At 69.8% G+C, this 22,368-nt stretch carries 19 protein-coding genes and 1 pseudogene; 9 read left to right on the top strand and 11 right to left on the bottom strand.

Annotated elements, in window-relative coordinates:
• Nucleotides 1-249: 249 nt before the first annotated feature.
• Nucleotides 250-1,275, bottom strand: coding sequence for a saccharopine dehydrogenase family protein (locus tag MBA17_RS08640; protein ID WP_238495771.1), 1,026 nt, complete (start codon nucleotides 1,273-1,275; stop codon nucleotides 250-252).
• Nucleotides 1,276-1,353: 78 nt separating this feature from the next.
• On the opposite strand from MBA17_RS08640, the gene MBA17_RS08635 reads away from it, so the two are divergent.
• The 5 genes and pseudogenes from MBA17_RS08635 (at nucleotide 1,354) to pip (ending at nucleotide 4,187) form a co-directional block, all read left to right on the top strand.
• On the top strand, nucleotides 1,354-1,968 hold the full coding sequence (locus MBA17_RS08635; RefSeq protein WP_238495770.1) for a TetR/AcrR family transcriptional regulator: 615 nt from the start codon (nucleotides 1,354-1,356) through the stop codon (nucleotides 1,966-1,968).
• A 4-nt stretch (nucleotides 1,969-1,972) separates the two neighbouring features.
• Nucleotides 1,973-2,335, top strand: a pseudogene (locus MBA17_RS08630) (IS3 family transposase); the annotation flags it as partial.
• Between the two features lie 366 nt (nucleotides 2,336-2,701).
• On the top strand, nucleotides 2,702-2,848 hold the full coding sequence (locus MBA17_RS08625) for a hypothetical protein (RefSeq protein ID WP_238495769.1): 147 nt from the start codon (nucleotides 2,702-2,704) through the stop codon (nucleotides 2,846-2,848).
• On the top strand, nucleotides 2,845-3,153 hold the full coding sequence (locus tag MBA17_RS08620; protein WP_238495768.1) for a hypothetical protein: 309 nt from the start codon (nucleotides 2,845-2,847) through the stop codon (nucleotides 3,151-3,153). The genes MBA17_RS08625 and MBA17_RS08620 overlap by 4 nt, the downstream gene beginning before the upstream one ends.
• A gap of 86 nt (nucleotides 3,154-3,239) precedes the next feature.
• The gene (pip, locus tag MBA17_RS08615; protein ID WP_238495767.1) at nucleotides 3,240-4,187 is read left to right on the top strand and encodes a prolyl aminopeptidase; all 948 of its coding nucleotides are present in this window, start codon (nucleotides 3,240-3,242) and stop codon (nucleotides 4,185-4,187) included.
• A gap of 57 nt (nucleotides 4,188-4,244) precedes the next feature.
• Here the strand turns inward: pip and MBA17_RS08610 are convergent, their stop codons facing one another.
• Nucleotides 4,245-5,141, bottom strand: a complete 897-nt coding sequence (locus MBA17_RS08610) for an AraC family transcriptional regulator (RefSeq protein WP_238495766.1) — start codon at nucleotides 5,139-5,141, stop codon at nucleotides 4,245-4,247.
• A gap of 190 nt (nucleotides 5,142-5,331) precedes the next feature.
• On the opposite strand from MBA17_RS08610, the gene MBA17_RS08605 reads away from it, so the two are divergent.
• The gene (locus tag MBA17_RS08605; protein ID WP_238495765.1) at nucleotides 5,332-5,931 is read left to right on the top strand and encodes an NADPH-dependent FMN reductase; all 600 of its coding nucleotides are present in this window, start codon (nucleotides 5,332-5,334) and stop codon (nucleotides 5,929-5,931) included.
• Here the strand turns inward: MBA17_RS08605 and MBA17_RS08600 are convergent.
• The gene (locus MBA17_RS08600; RefSeq protein ID WP_238495764.1) at nucleotides 5,888-6,121 is read right to left on the bottom strand and encodes a hypothetical protein; all 234 of its coding nucleotides are present in this window, start codon (nucleotides 6,119-6,121) and stop codon (nucleotides 5,888-5,890) included. The two genes, MBA17_RS08605 and MBA17_RS08600, sit on opposite strands and share 44 nt — an antisense overlap.
• Before the next feature lie 77 nt (nucleotides 6,122-6,198).
• On the opposite strand from MBA17_RS08600, the gene MBA17_RS08595 reads away from it, so the two are divergent.
• The gene (locus MBA17_RS08595) at nucleotides 6,199-6,474 is read left to right on the top strand and encodes a hypothetical protein (RefSeq protein ID WP_238495763.1); all 276 of its coding nucleotides are present in this window, start codon (nucleotides 6,199-6,201) and stop codon (nucleotides 6,472-6,474) included.
• 120 nt (nucleotides 6,475-6,594) lie between these two features.
• Here MBA17_RS08595 and MBA17_RS08590 read toward each other — a convergent pair whose 3' ends face one another.
• The 4 genes from MBA17_RS08590 to MBA17_RS08575 form a co-directional block, all read right to left on the bottom strand.
• Nucleotides 6,595-7,431: an MBL fold metallo-hydrolase gene (locus tag MBA17_RS08590; RefSeq protein ID WP_238495762.1), complete on the bottom strand. Its 837-nt coding sequence runs from the start codon at nucleotides 7,429-7,431 to the stop codon at nucleotides 6,595-6,597.
• Nucleotides 7,432-7,539: 108 nt separating this feature from the next.
• A complete protein-coding gene (locus MBA17_RS08585) occupies nucleotides 7,540-8,148 on the bottom strand; it encodes a dihydrofolate reductase family protein (RefSeq protein WP_238495761.1) in 609 nt (202 codons plus the stop codon).
• 2 nt (nucleotides 8,149-8,150) lie between these two features.
• Entirely contained in the window at nucleotides 8,151-8,429 is a 279-nt protein-coding gene (locus MBA17_RS08580) for a BBE domain-containing protein (RefSeq protein ID WP_238495760.1), read from the bottom strand.
• Nucleotides 8,410-8,955 (bottom strand): dihydrofolate reductase family protein, encoded by a 546-nt coding sequence (locus tag MBA17_RS08575; protein WP_238495759.1) that lies wholly within the window; start codon nucleotides 8,953-8,955, stop codon nucleotides 8,410-8,412. The genes MBA17_RS08580 and MBA17_RS08575 overlap by 20 nt, the downstream gene beginning before the upstream one ends.
• Before the next feature lie 152 nt (nucleotides 8,956-9,107).
• Between MBA17_RS08575 and MBA17_RS49270 the strand changes: the two genes are divergently transcribed.
• A complete protein-coding gene (locus MBA17_RS49270) occupies nucleotides 9,108-11,960 on the top strand; it encodes a helix-turn-helix transcriptional regulator (protein ID WP_274385136.1) in 2,853 nt (950 codons plus the stop codon).
• Nucleotides 11,961-11,970: 10 nt separating this feature from the next.
• The gene (locus tag MBA17_RS08560; protein WP_238495758.1) at nucleotides 11,971-12,189 is read left to right on the top strand and encodes a hypothetical protein; all 219 of its coding nucleotides are present in this window, start codon (nucleotides 11,971-11,973) and stop codon (nucleotides 12,187-12,189) included.
• 68 nt (nucleotides 12,190-12,257) lie between these two features.
• Here the strand turns inward: MBA17_RS08560 and MBA17_RS08555 are convergent, their stop codons facing one another.
• From MBA17_RS08555 to MBA17_RS08540, 4 genes are all read right to left on the bottom strand, one after another.
• Nucleotides 12,258-14,384 (bottom strand): sialate O-acetylesterase, encoded by a 2,127-nt coding sequence (locus MBA17_RS08555; RefSeq protein WP_238495757.1) that lies wholly within the window; start codon nucleotides 14,382-14,384, stop codon nucleotides 12,258-12,260.
• A 62-nt stretch (nucleotides 14,385-14,446) separates the two neighbouring features.
• Complete coding sequence (locus tag MBA17_RS08550; protein WP_238495756.1) at nucleotides 14,447-16,564, bottom strand: DUF6351 family protein; 2,118 nt, start codon at nucleotides 16,562-16,564, stop codon at nucleotides 14,447-14,449.
• Between the two features lie 72 nt (nucleotides 16,565-16,636).
• The gene (locus MBA17_RS08545; protein WP_238495755.1) at nucleotides 16,637-20,380 is read right to left on the bottom strand and encodes a glycosyl hydrolase; all 3,744 of its coding nucleotides are present in this window, start codon (nucleotides 20,378-20,380) and stop codon (nucleotides 16,637-16,639) included.
• The gene (locus MBA17_RS08540) at nucleotides 20,370-22,343 is read right to left on the bottom strand and encodes a LamG-like jellyroll fold domain-containing protein (protein ID WP_238495754.1); all 1,974 of its coding nucleotides are present in this window, start codon (nucleotides 22,341-22,343) and stop codon (nucleotides 20,370-20,372) included. The genes MBA17_RS08545 and MBA17_RS08540 overlap by 11 nt, the downstream gene beginning before the upstream one ends.
• Between the last annotated feature and the right edge of the window lie 25 nt (nucleotides 22,344-22,368).

The raw sequence follows: 22,368 nt of genomic DNA, 5'->3' as shown, positions 1-22,368 counted from the left end.
ATTGAGGCCTCCCAGTACTAGTGGAACGATGAACCGGGTTACTGTCACATGATTTGACACCCTGCGGGATGATGGCTGTTGACCTGCGTCGGGGCGTGTGACGCAGAAGTTCGCCGTGGGCCTACTCGGAAGTGCAGGGCCGTGGACGATGGCCGAGGCGTCAGGGCTGGATGTACGCGCGTCAAGTGACGTCCGCACCCGCAAGCTCGGCGACCCGTGCCTGACAGCGCCATCATGAACCAGGTCGTCTCACGGGTGCACCGCCCGCGATTCTCGATCGGCGGAGTCAATGAAGGTGGCGCCGATCTCCGCCATCCGCTCGGCCGCGTAGCCGGGGTCGATCAACGCCTCGGGGGTGTGGAGGCCGGGCGGCACGGGGTCGCCGCGCAGGCCGAGCAGTCGCTCGACACCGAGGGCCACGCCGAGCGCCGTCAGGGGGCGCTGCCCCTCCGGGTGGAGGAGGTAGCGGCTCGTCCTGAGTGGTGCGCCCGCGCGGTCCACGCCTTCGAGATCGATCTTGACCTCCGTGGACGCGGGCCCGCCGCGCCGCCTGCCCGCCGATTCACCGATCGCGAACGCGAAGCGGACGTTGGGCGCGCCCGTCGCGACGGCCAGGCTCGGCACGTCGAGGATGGGGACGATCTGGCCGGGCAGTACGGCGCCGTCGACGCTGGTGACCTCCACCTGTGCGTCGGGGCCGCTGACCCACCTGAAGACGCCGTCGCGGCGGACGTGCCCCGCCGAGGTGGCGGCCAGCAGGCGTGCCATGTCCGCCGTGGCCGCGGGCCCGCCGCTGTCCTGTTCGTCCAGCACCCCGCTGACCTCGATGGTGTCGAGCCGGTCGAACTCCCTGGCGAGGCCTTGCACCGCGAGAACGACGAGCCCCGCGTACCAGTGGCTGGCCAGCAGGATCGGCGCCGCGCCGGCTCGCAGGCCGGCGGCGACAACCTCGGGGCCGATGTCGACCAGGCCGCTGGAGATGCTGACGTACGGCAGGCCGTGGTCCTGTGCGTAACGCAGTCCGTTCAAGTGGCTGTCCCACACCGTTGCCACGACCGCCGAGTAGCCGTCGGTCCGCTGGAGGCCGAGGTCGCCTCGCCGCAGATCGATGGTTACGGCTGTCGCGCCGCCGAGCTCGTCGGCGACCCGCCGGGCGCGGCCGAGATCCCGGCCCGCGATCGTCAGCGGCAGCTCCGGGTACCACCGGCGCAGGAGGGCTGCGGTCCCCGCGCCCGCCTGGCCGGATCCGCCCATGATCAGTACGGAGTGCTCCACGGTGATGTCCTCTCGCTAACTTACGTTCTGTAACTTACATTTTGTAGCTTAAGATGGGAAGCAACGCAAGGGAGGACGATGACCACGGGATCGACTCGCCTGTCCAAGCCGGCCAGGCGGGAGCAACTGCTCGACACCGCCATGGCGATCGTGCGCGCCCACGGCACCGACAGCCTCACACTGCTCACCCTGGCGGAGGCCGCAGGAGTGAGCAGGCCGATCGTCTACGACCACTTCGGCACCCGCCCCGGCCTGCTGATCGCGCTCTACCGGAGGCTCGACGAGCGGCACCGGGCCGCCTCTGAGGAGGCCCTGCGTGACGCCCCGGCCGTCCCCCGCGAGATCGCCCGCGTCCTGAGCGCCGCCTACTTCGCGTGCGCGACCGACATGCCGGAGTGGACCGCCATCTCGGCCGCGCTCAAGGGGAACCAGGAGATGGAGGCGATCGAGCGCGAACTGCTCGACGGCTACACGGACCTGATGGCCACCGCCCTGCGGCCGTACTCCGGGCTCACGCAGGAAGCCCTCCGGCTGCGCTGCGTCGGCGCGCTGGGCGCGGCAGAGGCGATCGCCGCGGAGCTGAACCGGGGGCGAGCCACCGTCGCCGAGGCCATCGCGGCGCTGACCGACCTGACCGTCGGCAGCATCGACGCCGGAGCCCAGGCAGGCGCGGGTGTTGCGACGACCAGTTGAATCCGCCCAGTACACCTCGATCGCCTTCGGCCAGCGCTGCGAACAGGCCGGCGTGCGCCCGTCGACGGGCAGAACCGGGACATGCTTCGATAACGCGATCACCGAGAGCTTCTTTGCGTCCCCGGAGTGCGGGCTGATCGACCGGCGGACCTTCCGGACCAGGTCAGAGGCTGAACGGGCGGTGTTCGGCTACATCGAGGGGTTCTACAACCGGCGTCGCCGTCACTCCGCCAACGGCCAGCTCAGCCCTGCCGAGTATGAGCGTCGGCAGCGCGCCGGTGGCGCGTCCTGGCCTATAGTCCTCCTGTTGATGTTTGTGTGGCCTGGTTATAGAAAGTTATCCTTAGCCAGCGCCTTTACATTGTAGATTTATAAGTGGTGAGCAAGGGCGAGTGCCTGAACATCGCCAAGCTGTGGTCGACGCCCGCCGCAGGCCCGACGTGCGAAGCAGCGAACCTCGGAGCCACATGGACCGGCGAACTCCGTTGTTACCACACCCCTCCCATCGACCCCCACTCCCCCGCCCCAGGCGGCAAGCGGCGCGCTGTGGTGAGGGTCTGGTATTGCCCCTCCAAAGGTCGGCCCTTCGGCCGTCCGATGCTGCGGTGACTACATCACGCAACAACTGCGCTGGGGCGTCGGCTCAGTCCCGGCATCGCCAGGAATGGGCGGCGGGTCGGTCTCGGCGGTTGTCCTCCTGACGGCCGCACTTCTACGGCGTAGCGTCGTCTGCATGGGCAGCGAAGAGGTCCCGGAGAAGCCGATCTGCGGCGTGTGCCTCGGCGCGGGCGGCGAGTGGATGCAGACCAACGGGAACAGCAAGCAGACCGCCAAGAAGTGGGTCGACTGCTCCACATGCGACGGGACGGGACGGGTATGACCGACCCGATCACCTGCCCTGAGTGCGACGGCCGTAAGGGCGACCGCCTGGGCGAACTGTTCCTCGCCTGCAGGTTCTGCGGCGGGCTCGGCTGGGTCGGCGGGGAACACGAACCCGCTGAGCGGCGCCTCCGCCCGCCGCCGGAGCCGCCTCCCGCCTGGAGGCATCCGGCGCTCGCGGGGACCGGGCTGTGTGGCTACTGCCTCGGGTCGGGTCAGGTCATCGCCCTGGGCGGCGGTGAGCAGCAGGCCACGTCCATCACCATGGCCCCCTGCCCAGCGGCCTGCACCACGCCACCGACATAACCCCGCAGGACCCACGACCCGCCGCCTGACCGCGGCCGATTGGGCCGCCGATCTGTCAGCGGGAATGCGGACTTAGTGTCAGTGCTGTGTATCCACCGATCGAGCCCTACGACCACGGGCACCTCGACACCGGCGACAACCATCTCGTCTACTGGGAGGTCTGCGGCAACCCTGAAGGCAAGCCCGCGCTCGTCGTCCACGGCGGCCCCGGCTCGGGCTGCACGCCCGGCCAGCGCCGCGGCTTCGACCCCGAGCGCTATCGCATCATCCTGTTCGACCAGCGCAACTGCGGCCGGAGCCGGCCCCACGCCGCAGACCCGACCACCGATCTGACCACCAACACCACCCACCACCTGGTCGCCGACATGGAACGGCTGCGCGAGCACCTCGGCGTCGACCGGTGGCTGCTCTACGGCGGCTCGTGGGGATCCACGCTCATGCTCGCCTACGCCGAAGCCCACCCCGCGCGGGTGTCGGAGATGGTCATCACCGGCGTCACCATGACCCGCCGCTCCGAGATCGACTGGCTCTACCGCGGCGTCGGCCGCTTCTTCCCCGAGCAGTGGCAGCGCTTCCGCGAAGGCGTCCCCGAGGCCGAACGCGACGGCGATCTGCTGGCGGCCTACGCACGGCTCGTGTCCGACCCCGACCCCGCTGTGCGCGCCAAGGCCGTTCACGACTGGACGACGTGGGAGGACACGGTGATCTCCCTGGAGGTCAACGGCAAGCCGAACGCCTACAGCGACCGGCCGCCCGCCGCCCTGATCGCTTTCGTCCGCATCTGCAGCCACTACTTCTCCAATGCCGCCTGGCTGGAGGAAGGCGTCCTGCTGCGCAATGCGCACACGCTGGCCGGCATCCCCGGCGTGCTCATCCACGGCCGCTTCGACCTGGGCGGACCGCTGGAGAACGCCTGGCAGCTGGCCCAGGCCTGGCCTGACGCACGACTCGTCGTGGTGGACGACTCCGGGCACACCGGCAGCCACACCATGCGCAAAGAGGTCCTCGCCACCCTGGACGGCTTCGCGAGCTGAGCGAGGACGCGCTGAGCCGGACCGACGATCAACCGGACCTTAGGGCGGGGAGGGTGTTCAGAGCTGCCGATTGGAGGGTGGGCGTTGCGATCTTTTCGAGGTCGCCGGGTTCTGCCGGCGATAAGCGCCGGGAGCGATGCCGAAGTGCCGTTTGAAGGCGGTGGCGAACGCGTACTCCGAGCCATAGCCGATCTTCCGTGCCACCGTCTCCAGCGGCTCATCGGACTCGCGGAGGGTCTGCGCCGCCGCGTTCATCCGCACCCAGGTGAGATAGCTGAGCGGCGGCCGGCCGACGAGCGTGGTGAAGCGGCGGGCGAAAGCGGATCGCGACAGCCCCGCCTCCGCGCCGAGGTCGTGGACCGTCCACGGTCGGCCAGGGTCGTTGTTGATGCGGCAAAGCACGTGACTGATCGCCCGATCGTTCAATGCCGGTCCCCAGCCGACCACGGCGCCATGTTCGCCGTACCAGGCGCGTAGCGCGAACAGCAGCAGTGCGTCGAGCAGCGAGCCGATCGCCGACTCCGTACCGATGCCCGGCTTGTCCAGCTCCGCGGCCAGCAGGTCGATCACATGGCGCAACGGCGGCTCGTGGCCCAACTGGGCCGGCATGTGGATGAGGTCCGGCAGGTCGTTGACGATCGGATGGCAGCGGTTGTCGTCAACGGGGAACATTCCGCTCAGCACCACTGCGGAGACGGGCCAGCCGGAGAATCCCAGCGGCACGGTCTGCGGTTCGAGCCGGAATTCCTCTCCCCTCGTGAGCGGAACGTCTTCCAGCTCCGTACCGGGGCTGTCGGCCAGCTCGTGACTGTGCCCGTTGGGGAGCAGCACGACGTCGCCCATGCTCAGCGCGACGGGATCGCCAGCAGGGGGAATCAGTGTGCAGGCTCCCCGCAGCAGCACGTGGAACGCCACGCCCCCGACGGGCCGGAAACCGGCCTCCCCATGGAGCATGCCCCGCAATGCGGGCGAACCGCGGCCGACCTGAGCGCATGGAATCGATCACTTGACTCAGCACGTCCACCGACGCAGGGTACCTGAGTCCTTCGTCAGGCAGCGCCCGAGGACGATGACGTATCTATGAGGGATTTTGACGCATGGATCATCTCGGTGGCTCTTCGTACGCTGGCTCCGTCGGCGTCAGATGGCCGGCCCTGAATATGAAGCGAAGGGCAATCTAATGATCAAGGTTGGCATCATCGTGGCGAGCACTCGCCCCGGACGCGTCGGCGACGCGGTGGGCCGCTGGGTCCTCGACGAGGCGAAAGGACACGGCGGTGCGCAGTTCGAGCTGGTGGACCTCATGGACTACGACCTGCCGCAGCTGGACGAGCCGGTGCCCGCGCTGATGAGCGCGGACTACAGCCGACCGCATACCCGCCGCTGGGCGGAGAAAGTCGCCTCGCTGGACGCCTTCGTCTTCGTCACCCCGGAGTACAACCACAGCTTTCCCGGCATTCTGAAGAACGCGCTCGACTTCCTCTATCACGAGTGGGGGAACAAGTCGGCGGGCTTCGTCGGATACGGCATGGAGGGCGCAGGCCGGGCCATCCAGCACCTGCGCAGCACGATGGCCGCCCTCGGAATCGCCGACGTCCGCCACCACGTGGCGCTGCAGATGCACCACGACTTCATCGACTTCAAGGAGCTCAAGCCGCAAGTTCATCAGAACGACGCGGTGAGCACCATGCTGGAAGACGTCATCGCCTGGGGCCGCGCGCTGAGGCCCCTGCGCGATAGCTGACGACGGCGGTAGCGGGGAACGCACCCTGCCTCGGCGCGGCGTCCTGTGGATCGCTCTCGGCGAGTGCCCGGTACAAGGACACGACGGACGGGTGCCCGCCGGCGTTCTTGCCGGTCTTGATGGTGAGCTTGGTGACGATCTCCGGCACCGGGACGCCGTTGGCCTGCAGGGCGCGGGCGAAGACGAGCATGTCGTCGTCGATGACTCTGGGGCGACGCCGATGACCTGCCCGAACTGCATTCCTTCGTCATCGGTCTCCGCCGTGACGTGGACGCCGCCCGCGCCGGCCTGACCCTGCCCTACAGCTCCGGCCCGGTCGAAGGGCACGTCAACCTCTACTCCACCGCCTGCGACATCACCGACGCCGCCAACGCCATCGCCGCCGAGGGCCGTCCAGTCGACCCCGGCAACCTGGCCACCATCTCGCCCTACATCACGCACGTCATCCGCCGGTTCGGCAACTGGATCCTCAACCTCAACCCGCCGGCTGCCGAACCCACGACACGTCTCGACCTCGAATCACGAGTCCTGTTCGCACCATGAGTCGCAGGCGCCGACGAGCTTGAAGCGCGTGATGCGGGGCGCCGGTCTGGCGTTCGTCCGCCCCTGCTCAGCCCTGAGTCAAGAAATTCGGCAGGGTCGTCTTGTGTCGCAAGCGGCTCTCTAGCCGGGTGTTCCGCCGCGTTTGCTTCTTTCGGCGAGGCGCTGGACTTCCCCGATGTGAATGTCGCTTACCCACTCCCAGCCGGGCTTAGCCGATGGGCCGACCCGCGGGTCACTGGGAACACGGCCCTCACGCAAGGCGAGCACGTACGCCCGATCCAGCTCGATCCGCGCGTGTACCTGATCGGCTCCGCCGACTGACCCGTGGCCGGGTACGACGACATCGACGTCGCCTGCCACGCCCTCGAGCAGCCGCAGCCCGACGAGGTACTCCTCGATCGGGTCATTGGTGTCGTTCAAGTCGTCGAGCCCCGGGACCAAGACATCAGAGAGCATGTCGCCGGCGACGAGAACCCCGCGTTCCTCGATCAACAGCGCCGCATGGCCCGGGGCATGCGCCGGATGGTCAATAATCCGGACTCCAGGGCCATCCCATGGAATCTGCGCAGTTCCGGCGGGCAGGCCGGTGAGGAGGCCGAACAGGTCCAGCGGTGTCTCGTCCGCGATTTCCGGCGGCAACCCCTCGGCGACGCGGGCCTTCCAGTCCGCGTTCGACCGCAGATCTCGCATATAAGCCGCGCAGCGGGCTGTACCGAAACGGGGCGCTTCGCCGAGCTCGGGGTGCCAGAGCACGTGATCCCAATCAGGATGCGTCGCGAAGCCTGCCACGACGGTCTGGCCCAACTCGCGAAGGTCGTTCGCGAGGCAGACCATTTCGTCGCCCGTTATTCCCGGGTCGATGAGCAACACGCCGGCCCGGCCCTGCACGACAACCGTGTTGTTCTGGAGTAGCTCGCTCTGGTGGACCAGCACACCCTCCGCGACCTGCGTCAGCATGGGGTTCCTTCCGCTTGTGGTTTGTAACCGCTCGTCGAGACCGTACTGCCTGCTCGCTCCGCGACATCGTCTTCGGGGACCGCCGCCCGGCGCTCCGGCCGGTTCGCCCTACCGAACGGGGAGTGGGCGGTAGCGCACGTTGAGGGTGGTCACCTGGTCGTGGTCGTTGAGCAGTTCTAGATGGACGGGTTCGCCTCCTGGGTTGTTGAACAGCCGGACCCCGTCGCCGAGCAGTACCGGCACGATGTGGAGGTCGATCTCGTCGATCAGTCCGCGCTCGAGGAGTTGGCGGCCGACGTCGGCGGAGTGGATCTCGAGGTTCTTTCCGCCGGCGGCCTTCAGCGCGATCTGGACGGCCTCGGCGACATCGCAGTTCAGAAATGTCGTGTCGGCGGTGGGCGGGGCGTCTTCGGGATGGTGCGTGAGGATGAACACCGGGCCCTGCCAGCCGCCGTAGGCGCTGGTGGGCTCGGGGTAGGCGTCGAAGCCATCCCGTCCGCCCAGGACGGCGCCGGTCGTCTCGATGTACTCCTCGGTGAGGCCGGGGCGGTCGACGCCGGTCATCCAGTCCATTGCGTGGTTCGGTCCCGCCACGAACCCGTCCAGCGACATCGTGAAGTGCCAGAGCACCTTGCCTTCGGCGGTCTGCGGTCTCGTGTCCGCTATCGCCCAGGTGGGCGAGACGGCTGCGTGCGCGCGGGTCTCTTCGGTGGCCATGATCAATCCTCTTTCGGTGATCGGCTGGGTGCGATGTTCTGGTTGAGCCGGAACACGTTGTCGGGGTCGTAGCGGTCCTTGAGCGCGGTGAGGCGGGCGAGCTTGTGCGGCGGGCATGCCCGTCGTACGCCGGCGACGTCCTCGTCGTTCAGGGTGTTGACGTAGGCGCCGTTGGCGCACGGCGCGAGCGCGGCGGCGCATCGTCTGATCGCGGCGATCCGGGCCTCGTCCGTCCTGTCGACCTGGTCGGCGCCGGGCACGTCACGATCGGTCCTCGTCATCCACCACGGTGTACAGCTGCTCGACCGACCCGTCCGGGAAGGTCCGGCTCGTGGTGAGCTGCAATTGCTGTCGCTCACTCTTCTCGGGCGTGAGCCGGAGCCCGTCGCCTAGGAGGATCGGCATCACGACGACGCCGAGCTCGTCGAGCGCGCCGATGTCGCGGAACGCCTGAATGGTGCGCTGCCCGCCGATCAGATGAACGTCGCCGTCGATGTCGGCTTCGCGCATCAGCCGCAGCAGCGTCGCCGGGTCGTCGGCCGCCACGACGTCGTCGGGTGTTCCGTCCGGGAGGGGCTGGCTGGTGAGGACGAACACCCGCAGGTTCGGCCACGGCCAGTGCGACGAACCGGCCGCCGGCTCGAACGTGGTGCGTCCCATCACCACCGCGCCGCAGTCCGCGACGAGGTCGGGCAGGCCGTGGGAGACACCCGACTCGAAGTCGGGCGCGGTCAGGATGACGGGCAGGCCGTCCGGAGAGGCGATGAAGCCGTCGACACTCACGGCGATGTGGGTGCGGATGCGCATGAGGTCTCCTATGTCGGGTTCGGTCGATCGGCTGTCGCACTCAGCTTGTCCGTCTCGCGGCCCGCCGACATCGGGCAGATGCCTTAGGTCTGATGAGATCACCTCTTCAGATCCGCCGCGCATGGGATCATCTGCGGGTGTCTGGTCGGCTGATGAGTCCCGTGCTGGTGGGGCGGGAACGCGAACGTGCGGCGCTGGCGGCTGCCCTCACCGCTGCCAGGTCCGGCGCGGCCGTGGTGCTGGTCGGCGGCGAGGCCGGGATGGGCAAGACCCGGCTCGTCCGCGAGTTCACCGGCGGCCTGGGCGCCTCCGTGCGCGTTCTCACCGGAGGTTGCACCGACCTCGGCGTCGACGGCTTGCCGTTCGGGCCGTTCGTCACGGCACTGCGCCGGCTGGTGCGCGAGCTCGACGCGCCGCCGGTGACCGCGCTGCTGCCCAGCGGTGGCCGGCGCGGTCTGGCGCGTCTGCTGCCGGAGCTGGGCGTGGCGGATGACGAACCGGAGCCCGACCTCGGCCGCGCCCGGCTGTTCGAGGAGGTCCTGCTCCTGCTCGAGGGCGCGGCGCGACAACGGTCGCTGGTCCTCGTCCTGGAGGACCTGCACTGGGCGGACCGGTCGACCGGTGAGCTGCTGACGTTCCTCGCCACCAACCTGGGAGAGCCCGGCGTCCTCATCATCGGCACGTACCGGCCGGACGAGATCGGCGGCACGCACCCGTTGCGACCGCTGGTCTCCCGCGTCGACAGCGTGCGCGGCATCAGCCTCGGCGGGCTGGACCGGGACGGCGTGGCCGAGCAGCTCGGCGGGCTCCTCGCGGCCCCGGCGGACGAGGCGTTCACCGAGCGGGTGTTCCTCCGCAGCGGCGGCAACCCGCTGTTCGTCGAGGCCCTCGTGACAGTCGGCGACGCGCCCGCCGCGTCGCTGTCCGACCTGCTGCTGGCCGATGTCGACCGGTTGCCCGACCCCAGCCGCCGGGTGCTGCACACCGCCGCCGTCGCCGCTAGCCCGGTCGGTCACGCGCTACTGGCGATCCTCGTCGAGATGGACGACCTCGCCTTCGAGGACGCGCTCCGGCCGCTGGTACGCCGACGGTTCCTGGACGTCGTCGAGGACGGGTACGCGTTCCGGCGCGACCTGATCCGCGAGGCGGTCTACGGCAGCCTGCTGCCGGGCGAGCGGGTGCGGCTGCACCGCGCCTGCGCCGAAGCCATCACCACCGACCCAGCCCTCGTCTCCGGCGATCGCGCGTACGCCGAGGTCGCCCTGCACTGGCACGCGTCGGGCGCACCCATCCGCGCCGCCGAGGCCGCCTGGCACGCGGCCGAGTCCGCGCGGCGGACCTACGCGTACGCCGAACAGCACCGCCTGCTCGACCGGGTGCTACGGACCTGGCAGCGCGTGCCGGACCTGGCGGACCGCCTCGGCGTGGACCGCGGCACCGTCGCCAGCCTGGCCGCCGAAGCTGCACTGAACGCCGGCGAGCTGGACACCGGCGTCGCCTCGGTGACCACCGCCCTAGCCGAACACCCCGATCCCGAGGTGGCCGCACTCCTGCTCCGGACCCGCGCGGCGATGTACGACCGCAACGGGCAGGACCCGATGCCCGACCTGCACGAGGCGGTCCGGCTGCTCCCGACCGGCGCGGACACCCCGCTGCGCGGCGAGGTCCTGGCCGACCTCGCCATCGCGCAGCGGCATCACCAGCACGACGCGGAGGCGCGAACGACGGCCGAAGACGCGTTGCGGATCGGCCGGCGCACCGGCGACCGCGGCGTACAGGCTCGGGCACTCATCACGCTCGCCGCGGCTGACGCGGACCTGCCCACCGCGGTCGAGCTGTTCGAGCGAGCACGCACGGCCGCCCGGGACGCCGGCGCCGCCGACACCCAACTCGCCGTGGCCGTGACCGAATCGGACCGCCTGGAGGCCGCCGGCGAACATGCCAGAGCGGAGCAGGTCGCGCGGAGCGGAATCACCCTCGCCCGCGAGCTGGGACTGACCCGCACCCGCGGCACCCTCCTCGCCCCGAACCTGTCCGAGTCGCTGCTCTCCCTCGGCCGCTGGGACGAAGCCGAAGCGGTGTACCGAGAGGCGCTCGCCCAGTCGCCACCGCCGCTGTACCGCGCCTACCTCCAGGTCATCCAGGCGACCGTCGACCTCAGACGCGGCGCACTCGACGCCGCGACCACAGCCGCGACGCAGGCGAGAGCGGTGATGCGTGAACCCAACCGGGGTGAGGAGACGTGCCTCGAACCGGACCTCCTGGACTGCCGACTCGCGCAGATCAGACAGGACGCCGGCGCGGTGACGGCGATCCTCGACCACGTCCTCACCGACCACGACCTCGCACGAAGCCCGCGCTACAGCTGGCCGCTGCTGACCACGGGCGCGCTCACCCTCGTCGGGCACCACGGCACCGGCGCCCTCCTCACCCGGATGAGCACGTACGCCGACACGCTCGCCGTCACCGGCCGACTCCAGCAGGCCCACCGACTGACCTTCCTCGCCGCGACCCGCCACGACGACACCGACGCATGGGCAGCGGCCATAGAGGCATGGCGCGACCTCGGACAGCCGTACCCGCTCGCCGAAGCACTGCTGCACTCCACCCGCGCCGCACTGGCGACACAGCACCGATCCACTGCGGCCGAGCTGATCACCGAAGCAGCGTCGATCGCCGAAGGCCTCGGCGCCGCCCCACTTCACCGCGAGATCCAACAACTCGCCACCCGAGCACGGATCACGACCAACCCGACCCGACCCGGCAACCCCGCGGGGCTGACCACCCGCGAGATGGAAGTGCTCGAGCTGGTGGTAGCCGGCCTGAGCAACCGAAAGATCGGCGAGCACCTGTTCATCTCCGCCAAAACCGCCGGCGTACACGTCTCCAACATCCTCGCCAAACTCACAGTCACAACGCGCCTCGAAGCCGCCGCCTGGGCCCACCGCAACCAACTCTTCAAAACCGAAATAAACGCCACAGACACAGCCCTCGGATGCGCATGACGGCGACCCGGTGCCCGCCGACTTCGAGCTCGGCTCGTTCGAGTCCATTCCGGGGCTTCCAAGCAGGATCAATCTGCTCTTGGCCCGGCGGTTTCGGATCCCTCACGGGCGGCCTGCCCAGCTCGGTGACCTGAGAACTCTCAGCGATTCCGAGTACTGCGACATCAGGATGTTCAACCATCAGAGCATGGCCGACTTGGAGGCGGCCCTGCTCGCCCTGTCGACCTGATCTGCTGTCCGCGCAGGACGATATGCGCCCGCCTCGGTCAGCGGCGGACGCCGGGGTCATCCAGAGCTCTATTCGACGGGGATCTGGAAGGCGAGCAGACCCATGCCGAGGGCGTCGATGACGCGGGGACCGGCGCCATGGTGGGCGAGGTACGCCACGGTGGCGTCGGCGGGTACCGGCCGGTCCAGCGTCAGCACCAGGCCACGGCCGCGTTGCCGGCGTACGGATTCCACGACGGTGCCCGGTACCCGGAAGTCCGCGGCGGCGCCATCCTCGATGGTCAGCGGGGCGGCGGGGGAACGGAGTGTCACCGCCAGCTGGTTCGGGTTGCCGTCGATCCGGTGCGCCGCTCTGGGATTCGGTGGCGCCACCTTCGGGGCACCCGGGCGGTACAGGTCGTCGAGGAGCATGGCCGCGTTGTGTTCACCGAAGGTGCGGTAGCCGTCGATGTAGGCGAAGTGGCATCCGTCGTGGCCGTTGAGGCCGGTCGTCGACAGCACCCGCAGGTTGTCGATGGTGTCCGGCAGCCGCCGTTGGGCGTCCCGCAGCGCCACCGGGGTCGCCTGGTCGCATGGGGAGCTCCGGACCTGGTGGACGTAGACCGGCAGCTCGGCGCCGTAGTCCTGGCGCCAGTCCGCGACCAGCTCGGTGAACCCGGCGACGTGTACCTCGGCTTTGTCGCGGTCGGCCTCACCCTGGTACCACAGCATGACGTCGATGGCGTCCGGCCCGGTCAGGCCGGCCCGGGTGAGGCGTTGCAGCAGCATCCCGTAGCTGGTCGCACCATCGGTGGGGTCGCTGTCGTTGCGGGCGAAGTAGCTGATCGACCGGCCACCACGGGCACCGTTGACGATGGCGATCGGGATGCCGAGATCGGCCGACATCAGCTGCCCCATCCGGACCGCCCACTGGCCGATCGCCGCGACCCGCTGGATGTTGTCGCCCATGGCGTAGGTCCAGCCGCCGATGGCGGCGGCCAGCCGCGGGTTGTTGTTGTTGGACGTGCCGAAGGTGCGTACCCACCGGGACCGGTCCGCCTCCGACGACGTCGAGTTCGACTGCCGGCCGGCCTGCGCGTTCGACTGGCCCTGTACGACGATGACGTCACCGGCGACGACGTCGAGCGCGCGTCCGATGCGGTGGCTGTCGCCGTCGGTGGTGAGCGCGACAAGTTCCAGGTCGGTCGACGTCAGCGCCACAGGCAGCGAGACGGTGAACGAGAACCGCGGTGCCGCCGGTGACACGGTGGCCCGTCGGGTCGTCCGCCGGCCGTCGCGGGTGATCCACAGCTCGACCGCGGTGACGTCCGGGTCAAGTGCCACCCCGCTGACCGGCACCGACACGCTGGTGGCGGTTCGGCCCGGGCGGGGCACCACCTGCCGCGAGATCGGGGCGGTGTCCACCCGGGCCAGCGAGGGCCGGGCGTAGAAGGTGAGCCGCCGGGCGGTGTAGTCGCCGGCGTTCCCGGCGGACGTCCAGTCGGGGTTCTCGCCCGGCCCGGCGCCGATGCCGATGTCCATCGTCTGAGGGCCGGGGGTGGTGAAGGCGTTGACGGCCAGCACCGGAGTCGCGGTCGCGGAGTCCGCGGCCCGCGGGCCGCGGGCGTCGCGGGCGTCGGCGAACGCGTGCACCTGGAACGAGCCGTACCCGTTCGCCCACAGGACCGCGTCGTCGGCATCGCGGGCGGTCTCGGACGCTCCCGGTATCTGCCGCGAACCCGTCGCGTCGTACTGGTTGGGCCACATCTCGACCCAGCCCGAGCCGCCGTCGACCTCCTGTACGCCGGGCACGTTGGAGGCGACCGTCAGGTCGTCTATGAACTGGTGCCGCGACTGCTCCATGCGGGTCGGCAAACCCAGGTCGTCGGGGTTGCCGCTCAGCGCCTCCATCGACGTCCACACCCAGGTCGTACCCGCTTCGGTGGTGAGCTCCAGGCAGTAGCCGACCCGGTCGAAGCCGCCGGCGACGCCGGCAGTGTCGTCGAATGTGTACGGAGGGGTGGTATCCCGCCAGTTCGCGGCGGTGGGCAGGTCGAGCGCTCGCACGGGCCGGTAGCCCGCGGCCTCGGCGTCGCAGGACGTCGAGGCGGCGTCGGAGGCGGTTGCGACGCCTGGGGCGGAGACGGTCGCCGCGGCGCATGCCAGGGCGGCGCATCCGATGGCTAACAGGCGGGTGTGGAGCCGATGTCGCGGCATGGGCACTCCTCCATGGGTTTGAGGTCGGGAGGGGAGACGGCGGGCCGGTAGCGCACCCGAGATCAGTTGAACGTCTGCCAGGTGTCGCGCAACGGACGCTGCCCGGCTCCGGGTTTCGTCCAGTCGCACACGCCCGATGGGAAGATTTCCACCAGCCGACGGCGCTCGGCCGGGCTGAAGGCAACCGAGTAGCCGCTCCAGTCGATGGCCTCGCGGTGGCAGGTCACCACGTCGTCGGTCAGCGGAGCGCCGGCTATCAGTCGTGGGGTGGAGTAGGCGGGGAACAGCCGTCCGCACTCTCCGGCATTGTCCGCAGTGAGCCGTTGAACGATCTTGCGAGGTTCGGCGTCACGGCTCCAGCAGGCGTCGGTGAGATCACCAGGCTTGTTCCGCACCGCCTTTTGGTGCGCGGGCAGCCGCGAGTCATCGCCCACGATCGCGGTCAGCCACTCCTCCATGCTCGTCAGGGCGTACCGCAGGGTCGGGCTGGTCAGGCTGAACCCGCCGAAACGGCTGTCCTCCACGAGGAAGACCTGGTTGTCCGCGTCGCCGTTCGCCGCCTCCAGCCGCGCCCGGGTGGCGTAACCGTGCGTCATCATGTGGATGTCGCCGTTCGCGGCGTCATCGGAGTACGACCGGTAGTCGATGATCGGCGTGCCGGAGAGGCCCGCCCCGCCGAAGAGAATACGTCCGGTGCGGTAGGCGGCGTTCCTCGCGATCGGGTCAGCCGCGGTGCGCTGCGTCGTCGGCTTGGCGTCGAGGTCCAGGCCCCCGATGCCCTCGTTGAGGTCGAGGAACTGCTGTGTGGTGATCGCGCCCGAGTTCAGCGCGGCCAACCCGTACTGCACCCCCACGTTGTCCAGCGGCCGCCGGGCGAACCCGGTGGCCGGATCACGTCCGTAGACGTTCGCGGTGTGGTCGTAGACGTCCGCGCGCGCTCCACCGGGGTTGGCCTGCGGGTGGTAGCGCAGTTCCACGGGCAACTCGTCGGGGAACTCAGCGACCGGGTCCAGCCGTTTCGCCCCGCCGCTGAGGTTGCGGATGCTCTCCCACCGCAGGAAGCCGGAGACCTGGCGCTGCTCCTCCTGGCTGAACGCGCCCGGCGCGACCTCGGTGAAATAGTGCTCTAGCAACCGGGCGTCGAACAGCGTGATGTTCGTCGCGGACGCGACGTCAGGAAACGTCCGCCCGACCACGATGCCGTCCAGCAGACCCGGGTAGTTGTCCCCGATCTGGTGGCTCTGGTAGGAGCCTCCCGAAGAACCCCAGCCGATGGTGAACAGCGGATCGCCGTAATGCTCGGCGAACCGTTCCTTGACCATCATCATGGTCTCGGCCGCGAGCAGGTCGTTGCAGTTGTTGCCGAAGACGTTCAGCGACGCCGACGCGACCGCGTAGCCGCGAGCGAGCATCTGGGGGTCCAGCACGCCGCCGGTGTTCGTGCCTTGGGTGTACCAGCCGCTCCGGCAGCCGCCGCCGAAGGTGTAGATGAGCCGGTCGTTCCAGCCGGGGCTGTGCCGGTGGAACGTGGGTTCTTCCGTTGCCGGGTCGTGCAGCATGGAGATCTGGTAGATCGACCGGTTGAGCGTGCCGGTTTCGATCCGGATGAGGAACGGGACCGTCTCGCCGGTGATGGTCGTCGTCCAGGCGAGGTCGTCGGGTCTGGCCGCCGGATCCGGCAGTGGCATGGTCTTGCCGGCGGTCGATCGGTACGCGTAGTCGACCCGGGTGGCCACCGAGCAGTCGGCGTCGAGCGGATCGCCGAGCGTGCCGCCGTCGACCAGACGGAACCGATCAGTGGTGCAGACGTACGGCGTCTCCTGCGGACCGCTGATCACCGGCCCGGTGGCCGGATGGTTCGTCAGGAGGAGCTGGTCGCGCAGCGGCCCGGCGGTCGCGACAAGGTGGTTGCGACCGGGGCGCAGCCGATCAACCAGGCCGGTGAGGGCGTGCGCGTTCGCGTCGGCCCGGAAGGAGCCGGTGATGTCCGCGCCGTTGAGCGTGAACCGCACCGCGTCCAACGGCTTGCCGCGCGGCACCGTCGCGGTGACGAGCACGTCGTCCGCCGTCACCAGTGCGGGCCGGGCCGATAACGCCACCAGTCGCAGCCTGCCGCTGTCGGCCGCCGACGCCGGTGCGGCGTGGGGTGCGACGAGAGCGGACGCGGTGACAGCGACCACGGCCAAGACCGCGGCGAGAACGGATCGTGGTGAACGGTGTTCGGTGACAGGGCGCATCGCGGGCATCCATCCTTAGTCGTCGGTGGAGTAGACGGCGAACTCGGCCAGCTGGGTGTTGTGCCCCGGCTGAGTGGGGTACCGGCCTTCGGTGATGCGCAGCCGCACGTAGCGCGCCTCTGTCGGCGTGACCGCCGTGGTGGTCGCCGCATTCCGGGCGTCGCCCGTGACCGACAGCACGGTCGTCCACCGCTCGCCGTCCAGAGACGTCTGCACGTCGTACGATCGCGGGGCCCAGTTCTCCCGACCGCTCAACCCCACCGCACGCACAACCGTGGCGAGTCCGAGGTCGACGCCGATGAACTCCGGAGCCTCGGGTGTCGGCGCCTGCCCGGGTGTATGACCGCCGGACCCCCAGTACGTCGACGCCGACCCGTCGGTCAGGGACGAAGGCGGATGCTGGTACTGGTAACTCGACGCCCAGACGCGCGGATACGGGCTACCTGTCGCGTTGGCCGCCAGGTTGTCGGAGTGCCGAAGCGTGACGTGCGCCTGCCCGCTCGCCCCGTTTGCCGCCACCGCGTCGATGACGAGGTCGGACGAGCCGGACTCGCGCTGACCGCTGAGGCGTACCAGCGCCGTCGCCGACGACCGTCCGGGGATCCGCAGGGTCGGCCGGTCCACCGTCGCCTCGACCCCGTCCTCGGCCGTCACGTCGATCGATACCGACACCGGTCTGGAGGAGTTGTTGGCGATGCGGACGCGTGCCTGGTTGGTGCCGCCGGTGGCCAGCGGCAGTTCCCGCTCGAGGGCCTCCACCGCCAGGGTCGGCTGCCGGGCCTCGCGCGGTGTCAGGCGTACCGGCCCGAACAACCCGTAGTCCCGGCGTGGCCGACCGGCCGCCCCGGTGCCGGGTGCGACCCGGACCGCGTTGGCGAGGGTCGACGCGACGCGCACTGTCAGGGTGTTGTCACCGGCCCGCAGGTGGCGGCCCACCTCGATGTGCCGGAGATCCTGCGGGCTCCGCGCCGGGATGCGGGCGCCGTTCAGCGTCACGGTGACGGTGTCGACGGCGGTTCCCAGATCCAGGTATGCCGTGCGGACCCCGCCCCACGAGTCGTCGAGGGTGAACGTCGACGTGTACGTCCCGACCCCGGACACGTCGCGGAGGTCGACGTCGTATCCGTTCGCCGGTGTGATCGCCGACCACGGCGGCAGCGCTCCATGCTCACCGACGACCGGTCCGACGGCCGGAAGAGCGGTCTTGGCGGTGTCACCGGGCAACCCTGATTCACCCCGGCTCCAGCTCACCACCTGGAGAGTCCAATCGTCGAGAAGCACGGGGCCCAGCCCGGCGTTTCTGGCGACGGTCGGACCGTGCTCATCCCCGGCCGACCACCGGAACGTCTCGTCGTGCCGCGTCGACAGCGCGATGACCGCGGTATCGGATGCCTCCAGTGCGACGTCGACGACCACGCCGTGCGGTGTCTGCCGGTAGTCGGTGAGGGGGGTGATCTCGCCGGTCCAGGTGTCCAGCTTGTACGGTCGTCCCTCGCCCGTGAGCGTCAGCCGCTGTTCGGTCGCCCACGACCGCTGGTTGAACAGGTAGTAGTAGTCGGTGGTGGGGTCGGAGCGACGGACACTCAGCACGTCGGCGGACGGCGTGGCGGGCGCGGCGGCCGGCACTATCCGGAGCCGGGCGAGCAGGTCCGGCACGGCGGCGAGGTCGGCGACCCGGTGCACGCCGGGCCGCGCGGCCAGCTGGGCGATCAGGCGACGCAGCTCGGCGTCCTGCTTGGCCGCGTCGTGGAAGCCAGGAGTCGACGAGGGCAACTCACCGGCGAAGACGACGGGCAGTCCGTCCCGTGCCAGGTCGAGCAACCGGCGCGCGGTGTCGACCGCCATCGTCGTCTGGTCCGCGAGGACGATCGCCTGATATGCGCCGGCCTTCGGGAACAGCCGCCCGTCCGACACCTTCGCCGAAGGCATCCGCAGGTGCGCCGGGCTGAGGTACTCGTAGGTGTAGCCACGTTCTGCCAGCCGCGAGTCGCTCTCCAGGAGGGTCTTGGGTCCGGTGAGCGTGGTGGCCGGCGATCGCAGGCCGAAGTCCTGTAGGTACAGGGCCACGTCGAAGGTCGGCTTCCCCTGCCGAAGCACCAGTTGCAGCCGGGCGAGGTGGTCGTTGATCGCCCGATAGTCCGGCCAGTTGGGGCCGCCCTTGGCACCCCATGCCTCGGAGAACGAGGTGTTGCCCCCGTACGACATGCCCGGCCACACCGCCTGGTCGGATGTTCCCTCTCCCTTGGTCAGGTACGGGTAGCCGTGCCACACCACCTGGGTCACGCCACCCACGTATCCGCGGTACACCGAGCGCAGGTTGGCCGAGTTCTGCCAGCCTCCGGCGGTCGTCGCCCAGACGCCCGCCCGCGCCGCGCAACACTCGCTCGACACCAGCGGGGTGCCGTTCAGATGCGCGCCGACCGACACCAACCGGTAGGGCTCGATGTTGTTGTAGAACACCAACGACTCGCCCTCGGGTACGTCGACATGTGTGGCCGCCTGCGGCGTGTCGACGGGCCCGCCGTACGGCTGGCTCCGCAGCGCCATGCCGCGGTCGTTGGCCCATCGGCGCAACGGCACGAGCCGGGAGTCGATGTACAGGTCGTTCCAGGTCTGCCGGTAGTCGGTCCGGATGCGCGCGCCGCTACCGTCGGTGAAGTCGAAGAACGGTGCCGTGGTGAGGCCCGCGGATCCGGCGCCGGTGAGCGCCGGAAGTACGGAGATCGGTGAGTAACCCCGCCGCCGCTCCCACTGGCCGGCGAAGTCCCACGTCCACTTCTGCGCGGTCCCGAGTTCGAGGGAGTCCTCGAAGAGGTCGACCCTGCCGACGGCGTCGAGCGCCTCCCGCACCGGCGGGGTGAGAATCGACGAGTCGTAGAACTGCGTCGTCGCCCGGACTCCCTGTTCGCTGAGGTGGTCGAGGACGTAGTTCGGTGTGGTCGTGGTGAAGTCGTTGCGAAGCTGGCCGTCGCCGGTCTGGAAGAAACCGATCAGCACATAGGTGTCCCCGGCGTCGCCCGGCACGTCGAGACTCAGCGTGCCGTCGTCGCCGACGCTGTCGCTGAGGTCGCGCACGCTGTCGCGATGGAGCATCCGGGAACCGCTGCCCTGACGGTCGCAGGCCGCGTCCGCGCACTGGGCGAGCAGCACGGCGATCGGGGTGCGCCGCGCACCGCCCGGGGGCTGCGGGCTGTAGTTGGCCGGCAGGGCGCCGCCGTATGTCGTACCGCCCTTGACGAAGGCGTGCGAGAACACCAGCTGTTGCGACGCCCGTGGATCGTTGACATCGGTCACCGTGGGGACGATCGCCGGCCACCGTGGGCTGATGGTGAAGTCCAGGGCGAGATCGAGCCGGCCGGCGGTCTCCGCCATGGTCTGGACCTTCTGTGCCCAGCGCGGCGAGCCCCAGCCGTACTCCGCCAGGAACTCGGGGTCGAAGGCCCTCGGGCCGGTGGCGGTGGTCGTGGCGACCTCTGCGCCGCCGGCGCCGACGGCCTTCATGTCGGCGAGCTCGGCGCGTAGCTGCTCGTCCTCGGTGAAGGCCATCGGCATCCACCAGCGATACTTCGGACGCACCGTCGAGGGTGGATCGGTGAAGGTCCCGGCGGTCAACCTCGGCACGGATCCGGCGAGCGCCGCCGACGCCGACACGGCCTGCGAGGGAGACAGGGCAGTCGGTGCGATGACTACGGGGATGCCGGCGAGCGCCGCCGCGAGGAGCGGAACAGCGACCACGCGGCAGCGACGCTCAACGGACATCACCGGTCTCCGACCTGCCTGCGGGCACCAGGGCGTTCATCGGCAGGTGTGCGGTGCGGCCGGGAATGCCGTTGGTGTTGGTGGTGTGCAGCAGGGTCAGTTCGGTGGTGCTCAGCGCGCGGTCGTAGATCCGGAACTCGTCCATGTGGCCGTGGAACCGGTTCGTCCCGTCGAGTCGCTGGCCGAGGTAGATGGGTGTGGGATCGTCGCCGCCGACCGTGCCGGCGGCACCGGATGCGGCGCTGACCTGGACGCCGTCGACGAACAGCGTGATGGTGTCCGCCTGGCGGCGCAGTACGACGTGGTGCCAGGCGCCGTCGGCGTACGCGCCGGTGGAGGTGACGTCGGCCGACCCGGTGGCGGTGGTCACCGTGCCGTGGATCCGGTTGTCGCCGGGTTCGGCGCTCAGCTGCACCGCGGGTTCGCCGTTGATGCCGTAGGCCCAGACCAGTGCCTGGTCCTTGCCGGTGTCGCGGTACTTGATCCACGTTGACACGGTGAAGTCGCCGGTGCCGAGGACCGGTGTGGTCCGGTAGGGCAGCTGTGCCCGGCCGCGCTCCCCGTCGAAGCTGAACGCCCGGCCGTACCGGCCTGTGGTGGTGGTGACGCCGTCGAACACCAGCGCCGACCGGCCCGGCACGTCCGGAGTGGTGGACGGGGTGTGCAGGTCGCGGTCGTTGAGTACGACGAAGGCGATCTCCGCACGGTAGTCGGTGGTCCCGGCGCAGGTCCGGGTGGACCAGCAACCGGACCTGGTCCGTTCGTAGAGCAGCCCGACATCGCCGTTGGGTAGTTCCACCATGTCCGAGTAACCGCCGTAACAGGCGCAGTCCTCGATGGAGATGCCGCGGTCGTTGTCGCCCCACACCTGGACGCCCTCGTCGCTCGACCGGGCGGGCGTGTCGACGGTCTGCCAGCTGAGGCCCTCGTCGAACGTCGAGCGGATGGTCATCCGGCTCCGCGGGTCCACGTTCACCGATGCCGCGGACGTGAGGATCCGGTTGTACCGGTCGCCTTCGTCGGTGGCCCGCAGCCGCAGTGCCGCCGACTGGACTGGCGGTGCCTCGAAACCGCGCAGCAGCGTGAAGTCACTGTCGTAGGTCTCGCCGCCGTCCTTGCTGATGGCGACCGCCCGGTGCGGGCGGATGTCCGGGTCGGCCTCCTCCTCGTCGGTGCCGCCGTTCCAGTTCTGCCGGGCCCACACGAAAATGTCACCGCTTGCAAGTTCGACCAGGCTCATCTCCTGCGGGATCAGTTGCCGGCCCAGCGGATATTCGGCCTGCGCGCCCCGCTGCCAGGTCACGCCGCCGTCGTCGCTGTAGACGAGCATGGCGCCGCGGACGCCTGGAGGGGCGTAGTTGACGCCTACCACCAGCCGCCCGGCGTGCGCGCCGCGAGTGAGCTGGATGGCGTGCACCGGACCGGTCGCATAGTGACCCCAGGCCGGGTCGTCCAGCTCGTCCAGGGTGCGCGGTCGGCTCCAGGTCACCCCGTTGTCGTCGCTGTGCACCACGTACGGCGTACGCGGGGCACCCCCATGGCTCTGGCCGGGAGTGGCCGGGTTCACCGGGTTGTGCGTGCCCAGCAGCACGATCCGGCCGTCCGGCGCGTCGGCCGCCGGAGCGCCTGGCAGGCTCCGGTACACCACCGGCGCAGCATTGCCCCGGGTCGCCGGCGCCTGCGGATCGTCAGGCTCGCCCCGCACGACCGTCTGCTCCGGCAGCCACTGCGTGGTCCCGGCCGGCAGCCGCCGGACCACCGTCTCGATGGTGGACTTGTCGGCGCAGCTGTTGAGCCGGTGCTCGGCGAAGGCCAGCAACGACCCGTCCACCGCCCGGACGATCGCCGGAATCCGGTGACACCCGGACGGCACGTTCGGGTCGGAGAACACCACCGTTGTCTTCGCCCGGAACGGGTCGGCCGTCGTCCCGATGACGTCGGCCGCAACGGGCGCTGCCGTCATCGGCATCATCACCGCCATCGCGCTG

Source organism: Dolomitihabitans soli (assembly GCF_022213955.1).
Lineage (GTDB): Bacteria > Actinomycetota > Actinomycetes > Streptosporangiales > Streptosporangiaceae > Streptosporangium_A > Streptosporangium_A soli.
This window is presented reverse-complemented; position numbering and strand designations above follow the sequence as displayed.

Coding starts and splice junctions, on each gene's coding strand:
- MBA17_RS08555 (WP_238495757.1), bottom strand. CDS start 14,384: ATGCCGCGACATCGGCTCCACACCCGCCTGTTAGCCATCGGATGCGCC.
- MBA17_RS08620 (WP_238495768.1), top strand. CDS start 2,845: ATGACCGACCCGATCACCTGCCCTGAGTGCGACGGCCGTAAGGGCGAC.
- MBA17_RS08575 (WP_238495759.1), bottom strand. CDS start 8,955: ATGCGCATCCGCACCCACATCGCCGTGAGTGTCGACGGCTTCATCGCC.
- MBA17_RS08635 (WP_238495770.1), top strand. CDS start 1,354: ATGACCACGGGATCGACTCGCCTGTCCAAGCCGGCCAGGCGGGAGCAA.
- MBA17_RS08545 (WP_238495755.1), bottom strand. CDS start 20,380: ATGTCCGTTGAGCGTCGCTGCCGCGTGGTCGCTGTTCCGCTCCTCGCG.
- MBA17_RS08625 (WP_238495769.1), top strand. CDS start 2,702: ATGGGCAGCGAAGAGGTCCCGGAGAAGCCGATCTGCGGCGTGTGCCTC.
- MBA17_RS08610 (WP_238495766.1), bottom strand. CDS start 5,141: ATGCTCCATGGGGAGGCCGGTTTCCGGCCCGTCGGGGGCGTGGCGTTC.
- MBA17_RS08540 (WP_238495754.1), bottom strand. CDS start 22,343: ATGACGGCAGCGCCCGTTGCGGCCGACGTCATCGGGACGACGGCCGAC.
- MBA17_RS08605 (WP_238495765.1), top strand. CDS start 5,332: ATGGCCGGCCCTGAATATGAAGCGAAGGGCAATCTAATGATCAAGGTT.
- MBA17_RS08580 (WP_238495760.1), bottom strand. CDS start 8,429: ATGACGAGGACCGATCGTGACGTGCCCGGCGCCGACCAGGTCGACAGG.
- MBA17_RS08590 (WP_238495762.1), bottom strand. CDS start 7,431: ATGCTGACGCAGGTCGCGGAGGGTGTGCTGGTCCACCAGAGCGAGCTA.
- MBA17_RS49270 (WP_274385136.1), top strand. CDS start 9,108: ATGAGTCCCGTGCTGGTGGGGCGGGAACGCGAACGTGCGGCGCTGGCG.
- MBA17_RS08600 (WP_238495764.1), bottom strand. CDS start 6,121: ATGCTCGTCTTCGCCCGCGCCCTGCAGGCCAACGGCGTCCCGGTGCCG.
- MBA17_RS08585 (WP_238495761.1), bottom strand. CDS start 8,148: ATGGCCACCGAAGAGACCCGCGCGCACGCAGCCGTCTCGCCCACCTGG.